We start from the raw sequence: 16,477 nt of genomic DNA, 5'->3' as shown, positions 1-16,477 counted from the left end.
GTACAAGGAATTGCAAAAGCAAACGAAAGAAAAGAGTATACATTAAGGCTTAGTTTGGCGCAAACCGGTTTTAATGACCGCTTAAAAATGCAGCTTGATCTGGCTACAAATTTTAACAATGCCAATTTGCTGGGCGGTGGCGGCCAGGAAGGCGAGCTTGCCAAAAACCCTACGTTATCTAACTTTAACCCGGACGGGAGCTATTATTTTGATTTAAGCAGCACGAATGAGCTTGCGCGTTTAGCTCAGGAAACAAGCTACCGTAAGCAACAAACCAGCTCTGCCAACGCCAAGGCTGACCTGACTATTATTGATGGCTTAACAGCTTCTGTATTTGGATCTGTTACCAGGAACAGTTATGTTGATGGGCAGTATGCTTTAAAGGCAAGCGAAAGCTCACTTGAAAATACCGATTTCCCGGGTGGCGGCTATGCTTACAGAGGTACTTCATTGTCGCAGGATTTTGCGCTTGAGCCTACCTTGCAGTACAAAACAATAATTGCTAAAAAGCATAATATCACAGCCATTGTTGGTTACAGCTATCGCTATCAAATAAATGAAAGCTTTAGCGCCAGCTCACGCGGATTTATCAATGATCTGTTTCATGAAGACGATCTTTCGCAGGGATCTTCCATTGGTGTAGGAAAATCATCCGAGGCCAGCGATAAAAATGACAATACGCTTATAGCGCTTTTCGGCAGGGTTAACTATGCCTTTAGCAGCAAATACCTTGCTCAGTTTATTTTAAGAAGAGAAGGATCATCAAGGTTTGGTGATAACAATAAATTTGGATACTTTCCGGCAGTTTCTGCTGGGTGGAATATATCAGAAGAAGATTTCATCAAAAACATCACAGCCATTAATTATTTAAAATTGAGGGTTGGTTATGGTGTTACCGGTAATAGCGGATTTGCCAATAACGCATCGCAGGTTACGTTGGCAAGTGGCGGTAAATATCCATTCCCTGATGGCTCATACAACCAAACATATGGGCCAAATAAAAATCCGAATCCAAACTTGAAGTGGGAAACTAAAAGAGAAACAAACATCGGTTTGGACTTCGCATTGATTCATAATCGTTTAACAGGATCGCTCGATTTGTTTAATCGTACTACTAAAGATCTGTTAGATACCTATACATCTCCACAACCTCCGTTTATACAATCAACCATATACACCAATGTTGGTACAATTTCATCAAGGGGTATTGAATTGGGGTTAAGCTATGCCATCCTGAATCATTCAGGCTTTAGCTGGAATGTGGATGCGACAGGAAGCACACTTAGAAACAGACTGGATTCGTATTCAAATGATCAATATAAAGTAAAGTATAAAACATTTGGAACCATAGGCGGCAATGGGGCATTAGGTGATGCTATTACTACCTATGAGGGGGGCGATCTGGGTGAATTTTGGGGTAAACGCTTTGCTGGCTTTACATCTGCCGGTAAATGGTTGTTTTATAACAGAAAAGGGGAGAAAGTTACCAATGACCAGATCAATATCTCGAAAGACCGTAATGTGACAGATTTAGCCAAAATAGGGAATGCCATACCAAAGTATTACGCTTCACTAACAAATAACTTCACTTATAAAAACTTTGATCTCCGGATTTTTTTAAGGGGCAAATTTGATTATGATATCCTGAATACAATGGCATTATCATATGCCAATAAAACCTGGAGCGGTAACTTGTTAAAAAGCACTTTTGATAAATACAAAGGCATAAACGATACCTATCAGTATTCAAATTATTACCTGGAAAGCGGTAGCTACGTTAAAATTGATGAGGTTACTTTAGGTTATAACTTCAAAATCAAGAATAATAAATTCATTCGTAATGTGCGCGTATACGCAACAGGACAAAACCTGGCTACAATTACAGGTTATACCGGCAGCGATCCGGATTTTGTACAGGATACAGGTACAGGGCCGGGTGTAGATAACAGAAGCGCTTACCCAAGTACCAGATCATTTGTATTAGGATTAAATGTTGGATTTTAAATTTAAAGAAATGAAAAGTAAATTAATTCTATTTATAGCCCTTACCAGCATACTTTGTACCACAGCATGTAAAAAACAACTGGAGGAAAAAGATTATCATACTTTATTGGCAGATAACTTTTATAACAATAAAACAGAAGTACTATCGGCCGTATTAAGGCCATATCCTCATGCCAGCGCATGGGTTACCTGCTCCGGACAGGATGGCTGGTGGAGGCCATCTGAAATGTCGGGCGATCAATTAGCCTGGCCAACCAAGGGCCGGAATGGTGAAGACGGCGGTAAGTGGAAAAGGCTGCATTACCACACCTGGACAAATGATGAAGCTGGTATAAATAATGCCTGGTCATTAATGTTTTGGGCAGTAGGATTGTGTAATGATCCTATTGAACAGATCAGCAAAAGGGATATTGCAAGCATGGGAATAACCCAGGCCGAAAAAGATTCGTTCGTTGCGGAGTTAAAATTAATGCGAGCCTTTACTTACCTTAAGTTAATGGATCTTTTCGGAAACATCCCGATCGTAACACAAGTTGGCATACCGGCTAAACCTGAAACTAAATCAAAAGCAGAAGTATTTGCTTTTATTGAAAGCGAGATCAAGGCAAATATTGCTGCTGCTCCAAAATTATCAAAATCGCAGATTGGCCGTATGAGTCAGGCCGGTGCCTACGCTATGCTGGTAGAGCTTTATTTGAATGCTGAAGCCTGGACAGGTACCGCCCGTTGGGATGATTGCATTGCCGCTGCCGATCAGTTAATTAATAATGCAGGTGGCGGTCAAAACGGTGCAATGGCGCTTGACCCTAATATCAAAGACCAGTTCAAAACCACCAATGACCTGTCAAAAGAAGTAATATTTTCTATCGCTTATAACTATAATATAGCAAACTTTGGCCCTAAATTTACCGGCGACTTCTTTCACTTTAAGCAACAGGAAATATATGGTGGCGGGCTTAATGGCAATGATGGAGTGGTGGTAGTGCCTGGTGTTTATACTACTTATGATGCAGCAGATCAAAGAAGGTCTGATTGGTTACTGATTGGGCCTATGTTTAAATTTGTTGACCCCAAAACTCCTGTTTTAGGAACTGAAGAGTATAATGGCTTACCTTTAGTTTTTGTTGATAATATCCGCAAAAATAAAACTGGCTCTACCGTTTCAAACATGAGCGAAGGAGAGGAAAATAGTGGGGTACGCTTTAACAAATATAAGATGGGAAACCAACTTGCCGGCCCGGGTGGCGTTCCGGCTCCTGATCCAAATTATTATAATACAGATTGGAATATCTATCGCCTAACCTGGATCTATTTTGCAAAGGCAGAAGCTATTATGCGTAAAAATGGAGGCATTGCCAATGCAGAAGCCTGTCAGTTAATTAACGATTGTAAAAAACGCGCTTTTTCGGCAGCAGATTGGACCACTAAAGCATATACTCCTGCAACACTTACATTAGATGAATTGCTTGCAGAGCGCGGCCGGGAGTTTATTTTTGAAGGTTTTAGAAGAGACGATTTAATCCGTTTCGGGAAATTTGCTACAGCAAGCTGGTGGGACCATGTGCCTTCGGCAGCAACAAAAACGCTTTTTCCTATACCGCAACAACAACGCGACTTAAATAGTAATCTGAAACAAAATCCAGGTTATTAATTAATAGCTTAAAACGGGTAAGGAGTTAATTCCTTACCCGTTTTAATTTAAAATTGCCTTTTGTTTTGCGGCATGTACAAAAACCCAAAAAACAAACAGGCAGCACGTTAAAAGCGTTTTCTTTAGGAGATATAGCCTGAAAACTCCCTTCCCCCATTTACCTACCATATTCCTAAGTCCTGATAATTTTCGGCTCCAGGAAATCTGTAGCACATACCAACCATATCAATTTCATCTCTATTGACTTTGGCACCCAATTTCGCTTTATTTTCCAATTTTAACTTCATTTAAAGCATTCACTATCAGTACACTATATCCATTTATTTACTTTTTTCAACAGCTACTTTGGCTATACGAGCTATCAAATTATAATCATCAGAAAGATGTAATATGCAGTGCCCAGCCGTCAATACTATCCGGGGGGGGCAGGAAGAATCCAGTTCCTTAACAGACGTTATCATCAGTACTTATTTAACGACGAGCTAAAATCCCTTAAACACATGTTAAAATTTATTTCACACCGATCTGTGTTTCTGAATGGAAAAATCTGCAATTCTTTGGGAATTAAATCCATTATTCCGGAGGGCTATTGAACGCAACTTTGTATTGTCAATACAGACAAAACATATTTAATTCATAATGAAAACGTTCAATGTACCAACCCGCAATGAAGTTAGCCCTGCCAACCAGGCCATATTTGATAACCTTACCAACAAGTTAGGTAAGGTTCCTAATAGCTATTCATTTATGGCGAGCTCAGAAAATGGCCTGGCTACTTACCTGGCATTATCAAACGCGAAAAGTTCACTTAATATTAAAGAGAAAGAAGTTATTAACCTTATAGTAAGCGGTATAAATGGCTGCCACTATTGCACCAGCGCGCATACAGCTATTTCAAAACTTAACGGTATTACAGATGAACAAGTTTTGGAAATCCGTCGCGGCAATATAAGTTTTGATGCAAAACTTGATGCGTTGGCTCAATTCACAAAGGATGTGGCTAACAATAAAGGTAGCGTAAGCCCGGAAGCTTTAGATAATTTCTTCGCGGCAGGGTATACCAATGAAAGCCTTGTTGATACACTTTTAATTGTTGCCGAAAGAACTTTTAGTAATTATTTGAACGCTATAGTGAATGTTCCGATCGACTTTCCGGTGGCCCCGCAAATTTAAGATTGTTGTTTTTGTTTAGTTGTAATGAATGCCTGGCTATTAACCAGGTATGATTGCTGAGTGAGGAAGGCCGGCTTTAATAAAGCCGGCACTTTTTAAAGCATACCGGGAACCCAACGCTTATCCATCTACTTTATGCCCCTCTATGCACGCCCAATGTTGGTATCGTACTCTTTTACCCATAATCCATAAGGCTCCAGAAACAGCAATCCCAATGTTTAAACCCTTAATAAAAAATGAAATCATGATTACGGAAAATCAAAATAGTACTAAACAAGGCGTTAACCTAAGGATATCGATGGTTTGGTTGGGTATTATATTTTTTATTCTTATTAGTAATAAAACAAGCTTAGCCCAGCAAAAAATAACACTTAAGGATGCCCTGAAAATCTCCCTGGAAAACTACGGAACCATAAAAGCCAAGGCCAGTTATGCCGAAGCATCAAAAAGCCAGATAGCGCAAGCCAAAAGTGATTATTTACCCAACCTGAACCTTTCGGCTCAAACAGATTATGGAACAGTTAACGGTATAAACGGGCCGCAATATGCCTTTAATAATTTGCAGGTTATCTCTTCTGGCCCGGTGCTTCCGGGGCAAAACTGGAACGCCGCATTTGGATCGCTGTATTTAAGTAACATCAGCTGGGACTTTTTTGCTTTTGGCCGGTCAAAGGAGAAAATAAATACCGCTAAACGTATTGCTGATCGGGATGACGATGATCTGCAGCAGGAGATATTTGAGCACCAGATCAAAGTAGCAGGCGCTTATTTAAATTTACTGGCAGCACATCAACTCAGGCAATCTTATTTAAAAAATTACTACCGCGCAGATACACTGAGGCACATTGTTATAACCCTTGCTAAGCATGACCTGGTTGCCGGTGTAGATTCATCGCAGGCCAATGCCGAGGCGTCAAGCGCCAGAAGTGTCTGGATCAAGTCTATCGATGCCGAATCGGAGGCAGAGAATAATTTGATCAAATTATTGGGAATTTATACCAGCCATCTTGAGGTTGATAGTGATTTGATAATCAGAACACCACAGGTAGTTCCTTCCGAAAAAGTTAACGTCGATGAAAAACATCCGCTGTTGCAGTATTTAAACAGCCGGGTAGCGGTAAGCCAGCAACAAACAAAATATTTTAAGACTTTAAATTACCCGGTTTTTTCATTTGTAGGAACAGTACAAACACGAGCATCAGGATTTAGCAGTTCCTATGCAGCAAATCCTAACAGCTATTCAAAAAGTTTTTCTGATGGTGTTAGTCCATCAGTAAGCAACTATTTAATAGGCATTGGAGTTACCTGGAACCTGACACAGCCCCTGCGAATTAAACATCAGGTAAAGTCGCAAAGACTCATCAGCGAAGGTTTGCAAAGTGAACTTGCCCTTGCCAAACAACAGTTAACTACACAGCTTCACTTGTCAACAACCAGAATAGCTGATGCCATTATGGATTATCATGAGATACCATTTCAGCTCAAAGGAGCCTCAGATGCTTACAGGCAGAAAACTGTTTTATACCGAAATGGGCTTACCAGCCTGGTAGATGTTACACAGGCGCTTTACGCACTGATACATGCGGAAACAGACCAGGATATCGCGACAACCAATGTATGGCAGGCTTTGCTGCTCAGCGCGGCATCACAGGGCGATTTTTCCGTTTTTTCAGCTAATCTATAATGTCCAGAAGGAATTAAATAAAACCACTTTCATGAACTTAATACTTTTTGCCTTAAAAAAACCAATCACCATTATGGTGATTGTGGCAACGTTATTCTTTTTCGGTATAAGTGCGATCAGAACAATCAAGGTAGATATTTTCCCAAAACTTGATCTGCCCGTGCTGTATATCGCGCACTCCTACGCGGGTTACACACCAAGCCAGATGGAAACATTTTTTGGGCGACCCTATATTAACTCCCTTTTATATATAAACGGTGTTAAAAGCATCGAAACAAAAAATATTCAGGGTCTTACACTCATTAAATTGAATTTTTACGCGGGCACTAACATGGCTCAGGCTGCTGCAGAGGCAACTGCCTTGAGTAATAAGGCGCAGGGTTTTTTCCCAAATGGTTCAAACCCTCCGTTTATTATTCGTTTTGATGCTTCGACCCTGCCGGTTGGCCAACTCATATTAAGCAGCGAAACCAGGAGCAAAAATGAACTGTTTGACCTTGCTACAGTTTATGTACGGGCCTCATTTACATCTATCCAGGGGCTAATGGCCGCTCCGCCTTTTGGTGGAAATATCAGGACTATCGTAGTCAGGGCTGATCCGTCGCTGTTACGATCGCACAATATGACCCCAGACCAGTTAGTACAGGCAATTACTACCAATAATCAGAATTCACCATCGGGCAATGTGAGTATAGGCGATAAAAACTACCTCACTCCGGTTAATACTACGATATCTAAAGTAAAGGATTTTGAAGATATACCATTGAAAAAGGGCAGTGTTCAAAATTTATATGTAAGGGATGTTGCTACGGTTGCAGATGCCGCCGACGTAAATGTGGGTTATGCCCTGGTTAACGGCAGGCGTTCGGTATACATCAGTATTGCTAAAAGCGCCGATGCATCTACCTGGGAGGTAGTCCAAAAGCTAAAACACCAATTGCCTAAAATTCAGGCACAGCTTCCGGATGATGTTAAACTAACATATGAATTTGATCAGTCGGTGTATGTGATCAACGCGGTTAAAAGTCTGATGACAGAAGGTGTTATCGGGGCTATTTTAACAGGCCTGATGGTATTTCTATTTCTTGGCGATATAAGGGGTGCATTAATTGTGATCCTTACTATTCCTACTTCCATCATTTCCGGCGTACTGTTTTTAAACCTGTTTGGCCAAACCATCAATATCATGACCCTCAGCGGTCTGGCATTGGCTATCGGTATCCTGGTTGATGAAAGTACGGTTACCATTGAAAATATTCACCAGCATTTAGATATGGGAAAACCCAAACGGCTGGCCATTTGGGATGCCTGTAAGGAGATAGCTTTTTCAAAGTTATTGATATTGCTATGTATCCTGGCTGTTTTTGCACCTGCATTTACTATGGGTGGTATTACAGGCTCATTATTTATGCCACTGGCACTGGCCATTGGGTGCAGTATGATTGTATCATACTTTTTGGCCCAAACATTTGTGCCGGTAATGGCTAACTGGATCATGAAGACCCATCACGGAAAGGCTCCTGATATTAATAATGAGGGCAATAAAGAAACTAAACCAAACACTACCCGGTTTGATAGGATGAGGTTACGGTTCCTGGCATTTATTGACAGAGTGATGCCTTATCGTAAACCAATTGTCTGGATTTATTTAGTGGTTACTATTGGTGTTTCAGTATGTTTTTTGAAAATTATTGGTAAAGATGTATTGCCAAGAGTTAACGGAAGCCAGTTCCAGGTCAGGATCAGGGCTCCTCAAGGTACACGTATTGAACGTACAGAAGAAAAAACGCTTCACACTATCCAGATCATCAAAGGAATTACAGGTAAGGAAAATATTCTGATAACTTCTGCATTTATCGGAACACACCCTGCACTGTTTTCTGCCAATCCGATATACCTTTGGATGGCCGGCCCTCACGAGGCTGTATTGCAGGTAGCGCTTAAAGAAGATTATAAAACTGATATTGATGATCTGAAAGAGAAGATCCGGAATCAGGTAAATAAAGAAATGCCTGATGTGCAATTATCATTTGAGCCCATTGAGCTTACCGACAAGATACTAAGCCAGGGATCGCCGACACCTGTTGAAGTAAGGTTTTCTGGCAGAAATAAAAAGATAAACGAGCGTTATGCGAAGAAACTTATTGCTAAGCTCCATACCATTCCTTATCTGAAGGATGTTCAGTTGGGACAATCAACCAGGTATCCTACCATCAATATTCAGGTTGACCGGATAAGGGCTGCTCAGTTAGGTGTGGATATGGCCGATGTTACCAACTCGCTTGTTCCATCAACTTCTTCATCCCGGTATATTCAAAGAAATCTGTGGTCTGATGAAAAAACCGGCAACAGCTATAATATTCAGGTGCAGGTACCGGAAAACAAGATCAACACTATTGATGAAGTTGGCGAGATTCCGTTATTAAAAAATAACACCAGGCCTGTCCTTGCAGATATTGCTACCATTAAAAAAGATACCACTTATGGTGAGAATGACAATCTGGGTGCATTGCCCATGTTAACCGTTACCGCGAATCTTAACCATCAAGATCTGGGCAGCGCTGCTGCAGATGTGCAAAAAGCTATAAAATCATTAGGAGAATTACCGCGGGGCCTAAATATTGAACAGATCGGTTTAACCGAAACACTGTCTCAAACTTTGGCAAGTTTGCAGAATGGTCTTTTTGTAGCCATCGTTGTTATATTCCTGATGTTGGCTGCAAATTTCCAATCGTTCAAGGTGTCGGCAATTATCTTAACCACTGTACCTGCTGTGGTCATGGGTGCATTGAGCATGCTGCTGATGACGGGGTCAACACTAAATATCCAGTCATACATGGGTATTATCATGTCGGTCGGGGTTTCTATATCAAATGCGGTGTTGCTGATAACCAATGCCGAACATATGCGATTGGTTAATGGCAATGCCTCCTTATCGGCACGCACCGCGGCGGGTTTACGTATCCGGCCAATCCTGATGACAGCTTTGGCAATGGTTGTAGGTATGTTGCCAATGGCCAGTGGCCTTGGCGAAGCAGGCGGCCAAACATCCCCGTTAGGACGTGCCGTTATTGGTGGCTTAATCGCCTCTACTTTTGCTGCCCTATTTATTTTGCCTTTGGTTTTTGCGTGGGGGCAAGAAAAAACCTCAACAAAATCAATTTCCCTGGAAGCTAATGACCAGGAATCATTAAACTATATAACAAATTAAATTAACTAAAATGAAAACTCATATTCTTTCCGGTACGTCAATTTTTTGCAGTATACTGGTTATGGCCCTTTTTAGTAATTGTTCGCCAAAACAGAACAAGGAAAAAGCACAGCCGGTTAATAAACCGGTTACAGAAACTTTCACATTAAGTCATGGCGCTTTGAATACTGCTATTAAAATACCTGCCGAATTAACAGCTTTTCGCGAGGTTGATCTTTACGCAAAGGTGAATGGCTTTGTGAAGGCTATGAATGTTGATGTTGGATCACAGGTACATGCAGGGGAGCTTCTTGTTCGTCTGGAAGCTCCGGAACTGGGCTCGCAGCAATCCGGTGCCCAGGCAAAGCTAAAATCACTTGAGGCGGTTTATATTCAGAGTAATGCCACCTATCAGCGTATACTGGAAACCAGCAAAACTCCTGGTACAATTTCGAAGAATGATGTAGATATAGCTTTGGCTAAAAAGAATTCAGATTTTTCCCAGCTTGATGCTGCCCGTGCCGCTTACCGGGAAACAGATAATATTGTTCAATATTTAACAATCCGAGCTCCTTTTGATGGGGTTATCAGCGCACGGAATGTAAACTTGGGTGCATATGTAGGCCCATCAGGCAAGGGCTCCGAACTTCCCGTTGTCACCTTAAAAGAATTAAAGCATTTGAGGTTAGTGGTAGCTGTTCCGGAATCTTATAAATCGCTGATAAAAATCAGTGATACGGTTCAGTTTTCAGTAAAAGCTTATCCGGGAAAAATATTCTCCGCTAAAATTACACGGAGGGCGGGAGTTATGGATACACAATTGCGTGCAGAACGTGTAGAGCTTGATGTATATAACGATGATCTGGAATTATCCCCGGGCATGGTGGCAGAAGTATCTATAAAGCTATCTGGTGACAAAAATGGGTTCCTGGCACCGAAAAATGCCGTGGTTAACTCTACCGACGGCGTTTTTGTTTTAGAGGTAGTGAACGGAAAAATATGGAGGCGCCCTGTTGTAAAAGGAAGGGAAACAGACAGTTTGACAGAAGTATTTGGATCAAACTTAAAAGACGGAGCCATTTATATTAAACACGCCAGCGAAGAAATGCATGATGGGGCTTCCATTTAAACAATTATTTTTAAACGATCTTTTTTAAATCCATTTATAAAAGCTGTCTTCAAAAGTGAGGCAGCTTTTTATTTTAAGGGAATTATGAGTGTCTTAAGATTTGGAAGAAAACCTAAACTTTAAGCCGTGTTACCCTGATTAGTTGCCCGATAGCCTGCATTTGAAAAACTGTAACTTACTTACGATTGGATGGGAGCTGCAAGCCGTATAGCTGAATCGTGTTGCCCTAAAAGATAGGTCTCGGGTATTCGTTATGAATAGGCTATCTCCCTGCCGGATCTGGCCCACGCATCAATTCCTCCCAATAATGGCCTGATCCGTTTGAATCCGACCCTTCGTAGTTTTTCTGCATATCTGGCTGCTGTGATCTCATTAGGGCATGCGCAATAAATAACGATCTCCTGATTGCCGGCATGTCGGTCAGCAATCTTACTTAGGCTATTTTCATCTACCGGGACCGAGCCAGGAATGAATCCATTCCTGGTTCGCTGATCTGCGGGACGGGCATCAAGTATAACGAGCTCCGATTCCCGTTCTATAAGTTCGACGAGGTCATTTACAGTGAGGCGGTCTGTTTTAAACCGTTTAATTAGGCGATAACGCTGAAGCCATTTGAATAGCAGGTAAAGCGTGAACAAAACGACAACAAATAAACCTCCAAGCTTGCCATAACGGCTAAGTGCTGTAATAAAGCTGCTTATTTCATGACGGAAAAACGCACCCAACGATACGGCGACACCTATATAAAGAAGTGCGGCGATAGTAGAGAATAGTGTAAACAACTTCAAACTCATAGCATAAACGCCGGCGACGACCGGAGCGAGTGTTGAAAGGCCGGGTATGAATTTTATAATGGTTAATGCCGGCGCCCCGTAGCGGTCGAAGATATCACTTGTGCTGCGTACGCAGGTATCCGGAGACATGGATATTCTGCACAGCTTTCCCAGGACGCTTGTACCGTATTTTTTCCCGGCGCTGTATAAGACGAAGTCACCAATTAGTGTTCCTAAGGATCCGGCCAGGATAAGCACGGCAACGTTCATAGCATTGAGAGGTGTAACCGCAGTTGTCAAGATCAATACTGTAAATGCAGGCAGAGGTAACCCGATGCTTTGCAACAACGTGATCAGGAAAACCATCCAGAGTCCATGAGTTTGTATCAGTTCGACTAATGTGTTCATATCCTATATTACCTCAACTATATATAGGCCGATGATTGATGGTTAAAGCGGTTGTTCCGTCACGCCCTTTAGAAGCATAGTTAAGTTAGTCAAATATCTGGGTTTTGACTGATTATTTTGTTAAGGCTATATAGTTTAATGGTCAAAGTTTATATTTTCTCTTTTGTACGGAGACAAAAATATAGCCGGTTTGGTCGGGACGTCCGAGATCATCCGAGTTGGACAATAAGAAAATGAAAAAACTGCAAAAAAATATCGGAGGAAGGACAGATCAGCCGGCCAAAAACACAACAATGCAAAAAATAAATTAGATTATTCTTTGCAAAAAAGGTGATAAACATCGCCGAAATCCATTGATCTGGATTTTATAAAAATATGCCGTCATTAAAATTTCATGCAAATAAAAAACCCCACTCGCCAGAGTGGGGTTAAATCATTGATTTTGAGGCTCCTGAGGCTGGGCTCGAACCAGCGACCCTCTGATTAACAGTCAGATGCTCTAACCGGCTGAGCTACTCAGGAGTATTTTCCGTTTGGAGTGGTGCAAAAGTATAATTTCTGCGGTAATTTCACAATATTTGTGCGAAAAAAAATTAAAAAAAATTTACATGAGTTTGTTAGTTATTGGTACTGTGGCATTTGACGCTATTGAAACCCCCTTCGGAAAGACAGAAAAAATCGTTGGCGGCTCGGCAACCTTCGCAAGTTTGGGCGCTTCTTACTTTTTTGACCATATAAAAATTGTCGCCGTAGTGGGCGACGATTTCCCCCAGAGCGAAATTGAAGACCTTCAAAAGCACAAAGTAAACACCGAAGGCCTGCAGATCAAGCAAGGCGAAAAATCTTTTTTCTGGAGCGGTAAATATCATAACGATATGAACACCCGCGATACCCTGGCTACCGAACTTAATGTTTTGGCCACCTTTGATCCCATTATCCCCGACACGTACCAGGACTGTGAATACCTGATGCTGGGCAATTTATCGCCTCAGGTGCAGCAAACGGTTATCAGCCGTTTAACCAAACGCCCTAAGCTTATTGTAATGGACACCATGAACTTTTGGATGGACATTGCCCTTGACGAGCTGCTGGCTACCATTAAACTGGTTGATGTGTTGACCATTAATGATGCAGAAGCGCGCCAGCTATCCGGCGAGTTCTCATTGGTTAAGGCTGCCCGTAAAATATTAACAATGGGCCCTAAATACGTGATCATTAAAAAAGGTGAGCACGGCGCGCTCCTTTTCCATGAAGATAAAATATTCAGCGCCCCTGCCCTACCATTAGCCGAGGTGTTTGACCCAACTGGCGCGGGCGATACTTTTGCCGGAGGCTTTATTGGCTATTTGGCCAAAGTGGGTACGCCAAGCTTCGAGAACATGAAAAATGCTATCATATTTGGCTCAGCGCTGGCATCATTCTGCGTAGAAAAATTTGGCACCGAAAAATTAAGGAACCTGTCACAGCAAGAAATTGCCGCCCGTGTGCAGGAGTTTGTTGGATTGGCAAAGTTTGAGATATAAAAACCCTCACTCAATCCTCTTCTACAGGAGAGGGCCGTTTGACTTGTCATTGCAACACAGAATAATGACACGGATGATGGCATAGCAATCGTGAACTTTACAGAACCAATCTTTATAGTTCACGATTGCTTTGTCGTTCCTTCCTACAGCAATAATTTCATATTGGCCTGCTCATGACAATCATTATCATGAACAAAATTTCTGAATAACAATATTGTATGAATTTTTTACAGAGTTTACAATATGATAATATCTACTTAGTGTAACATATACATGACAATTTGTATTTTATCAAAAAAACTAAGTTTTGTGGTGTAACATTTGAAGTATTTTCGCCTCCAATTACGAAAATACTTAGCAATGAAACATTTTTACATCTTTATAGCATTTTTCTGTCTCGCTTTTTCGGCCAAAGCCCAGTTTGGGGTTGGCGGCAGCGGGCCAACTACAACAGGGCGTATATCGGGTACGGTGATCGATTCTATCTCTAAAAAACCGATGGATTATACTACGGTAGGCCTGTACCGCGCCGGTGGAAAATCGCCCATTACAGGTGTACTGACCGACGAAAAAGGAAACTTTAAACTGGATAACGTAAAACCGGGTACCTACAAACTGGTGATCTCTTTTATCGGTTATCCATCAAAAACTGTTCAGCCGGTAACTACTACAGCATCAAAGCCCGATAATAAACTGGGTAATATATTACTGGCGCCAAGTTCGCATGCGCTGGCCGAGGTAAACGTTGTTGGCCAGGCTCCGCTTATCGAAAACAAAATAGATAAGATAGTTTATAACGCTGAAAAAGACCTTACCGCTGCCGGTGGTAACGCTACTGACGTATTGCAGAAGGTTCCTTTGGTTGCGGTTGATATCAATGGTAACGTATCGGTACGTGGCGATCAAAACGTGCGCGTGTTGATCAATGGCAAGCCTTCCGGCGCTACATCGGCCAGTTTATCTGATGTATTGAAAACCATCCCTGCCGATCAGATCAAAAGTATCGAAGTAGTAACTTCACCATCAGCTAAGTATGATGCAGAAGGTTCCGGGGGTATCATTAACATCATTACCAAACAAAAAAATGTATCAGGTATCAGTGGTTCGGTAAGCGGTGGCGTAGGTACCCGTCAAAATAATGGTAACTTTAACCTTAACTATAACAAAAACCGTTTTAGTTTAGGCATTAACGCGGGTGGTAACTTAACCTGGCCGCAAACGTCAACTACTGAGTTTGATCAGGTATTGAAAGATGCCGATGGTAACCCAACCATCCATAACTTTAACAATTCCAGCAGTCGTATAAAAAGGCATGGTGCTATAGGTTCCGTAACCGCAGGTTATGAGTTTAATGCATTTAACAGCATTAACAGTACTTTCAGATTGAATGACGGTGGCTTTAATATTGATGGTAGCGGCGTTAACAATATAGATAACCTTGTTTCGCGTTCCATACAACAGTATTCAAGCAAAACAATTTCACATAATCATTTTGGCGGATTTGATTGGAATGTTGATTACACCCATAAATTCAAAAAAGAAGGTGAAGAATTAACCGTATCGGGTCAATGGAGCCATAGCGATATTAAAACTGATTATGCCAGTTTGTTTACCGCCGTTAACCCCAGCCAACAGGGCAATAACAATGGTAAAAACAATGAATACACTTTCCAGGCTGATTATACTTTGCCGATAAGTAAATTATTGAAATTAGAAGCAGGGGGTAAAACTATTCAGCGCCGCATAAACAGTAATTATGATATTTTTAATACGGATAGTTTAGGTAATAGCCCGCTGCGCGATTCATTGAACTCCAATCTGTACGATTATACCCAGAATGTATACGCGGGTTATGCCGTATTAACATTTACCCTGCCTAAAAGCTGGTCGGTATTAGCAGGAAGTCGTGTGGAAAATACCCGCATAAAAGGCGACCCTCAGAATCCATTTCAGGATGCCGGTAGTGATCTGTTTCAGAATTTGCAGCCATTTACCTCAGATTATACCACTTTTATACCCAGCTTAACTATTCAAAAGCAAATGGGTAACCAAACCGTAAAGTTGTCATACAGCAAGCGTATAACCAGGCCAAGCTTACAGTTCCTGAATCCGTTTATTAACCGCAGCAATATCCAGAACCAGAGTGTAGGTAATCCTAACCTGGCCCCGGAGGTTTCGCAAACTATTGAATTAGGCTATAATACATTTATTAAATCGTCGGTATTAAACTTTTCAGTTTATTACAAACGCACCAATAACCTTATAGAGGGTATAGCAGATACACTTAAGGAAACCATTCACAGCCAAACTGTAAATGCAACGCGTACCGTTTATCAGAATGTGGGGCTTAACAACTCATTTGGCGCCAGTTTCTTCGGATCGATTAATCCGGTAAAGGCATTAACCATCAGGGCAAGTATCAATGGATTTACCTACAGCCCAAGCATATTTGATGAGTTCTCAAGCTTGTCATCAAAGGTGGGAACGTATTTTCAGTTTTCAGCATTCGGAAGCGCATCTTACCAGTTTAAAGGCAACTTCCTGGCCGAATTATTTGGTTTTACAAACTCATCGCGCCGTACTATTCAAGGCACCAACCCGGCATTTGGTATTTATGCCTTTGGTATCAAAAAACAGTTTATGGACAAGAAACTGGCTATCGGCTTTAACACCGTACAGCCATTTGCCCGTGATAAGCACTTTGATCAAAACATCAGTAGCCCGTCATTTACCCAAACCAGTTCAACCGCGTTTCCATTCCGTTCATTTGGTATAACGTTTAGCTATAGCTTTGGTAAAACTACTTTCAGTAATCCAAACCAGCAGAAAAAGGGCATTAATAATGATGACCAAAAACAAGGCGACCAGGGCGGCGGCCAGGGTGCACCTACAGGCGGCGGCAGATAATATAAAGCTTCAAGCATCAAAACGACAAAGCCCGG

9 protein-coding genes and 1 tRNA gene are annotated in these 16,477 nt (G+C 41.6%); 8 read left to right on the top strand and 2 right to left on the bottom strand.

The genetic code is table 11. From position 1 onward, the window contains the following. The 6 genes from AAGC65_RS02540 to AAGC65_RS02515 form a co-directional block, all read left to right on the top strand. On the top strand, positions 1-2,004 hold a 2,004-nt coding region (locus tag AAGC65_RS02540; protein WP_343110829.1), incomplete at its 5' end, for a TonB-dependent receptor domain-containing protein. 10 nt (positions 2,005-2,014) lie between these two features. Further along, entirely contained in the window at positions 2,015-3,655 is a 1,641-nt protein-coding gene (locus AAGC65_RS02535) for a RagB/SusD family nutrient uptake outer membrane protein (protein WP_343110828.1), read from the top strand. 639 nt (positions 3,656-4,294) lie between these two features. Continuing rightward, positions 4,295-4,828, top strand: a complete 534-nt coding sequence (locus tag AAGC65_RS02530) for a carboxymuconolactone decarboxylase family protein (protein ID WP_343110827.1) — start codon at positions 4,295-4,297, stop codon at positions 4,826-4,828. A gap of 244 nt (positions 4,829-5,072) precedes the next feature. Continuing rightward, positions 5,073-6,512, top strand: coding sequence for a TolC family protein (locus AAGC65_RS02525; RefSeq protein WP_343110826.1), 1,440 nt, complete (start codon positions 5,073-5,075; stop codon positions 6,510-6,512). 31 nt (positions 6,513-6,543) lie between these two features. Next, positions 6,544-9,723: an efflux RND transporter permease subunit gene (locus tag AAGC65_RS02520; RefSeq protein ID WP_343110825.1), complete on the top strand. Its 3,180-nt coding sequence runs from the start codon at positions 6,544-6,546 to the stop codon at positions 9,721-9,723. A gap of 10 nt (positions 9,724-9,733) precedes the next feature. Then, positions 9,734-10,831: an efflux RND transporter periplasmic adaptor subunit gene (locus tag AAGC65_RS02515; protein WP_343110824.1), complete on the top strand. Its 1,098-nt coding sequence runs from the start codon at positions 9,734-9,736 to the stop codon at positions 10,829-10,831. A gap of 251 nt (positions 10,832-11,082) precedes the next feature. Here AAGC65_RS02515 and AAGC65_RS02510 read toward each other — a convergent pair whose 3' ends face one another. Beyond that, entirely contained in the window at positions 11,083-12,012 is a 930-nt protein-coding gene (locus tag AAGC65_RS02510) for a DedA family protein/thiosulfate sulfurtransferase GlpE (RefSeq protein ID WP_343110823.1), read from the bottom strand. 448 nt (positions 12,013-12,460) lie between these two features. Continuing rightward, positions 12,461-12,534: transfer RNA gene (locus AAGC65_RS02505), tRNA-Asn, on the bottom strand. 86 nt (positions 12,535-12,620) lie between these two features. On the opposite strand from AAGC65_RS02505, the gene AAGC65_RS02500 reads away from it, so the two are divergent. Both AAGC65_RS02500 and AAGC65_RS02495 read left to right on the top strand, forming a co-directional pair. Beyond that, entirely contained in the window at positions 12,621-13,535 is a 915-nt protein-coding gene (locus AAGC65_RS02500) for a PfkB family carbohydrate kinase (protein WP_343110822.1), read from the top strand. A gap of 360 nt (positions 13,536-13,895) precedes the next feature. Beyond that, entirely contained in the window at positions 13,896-16,442 is a 2,547-nt protein-coding gene (locus AAGC65_RS02495; protein ID WP_343110821.1) for an outer membrane beta-barrel family protein, read from the top strand. Positions 16,443-16,477 lie beyond the last annotated feature (35 nt).

This window comes from Mucilaginibacter sp. (assembly GCF_039207105.1).
In the GTDB taxonomy this organism is placed as follows: Bacteria; Bacteroidota; Bacteroidia; order Sphingobacteriales; family Sphingobacteriaceae; genus Mucilaginibacter.
This window is presented reverse-complemented; position numbering and strand designations above follow the sequence as displayed.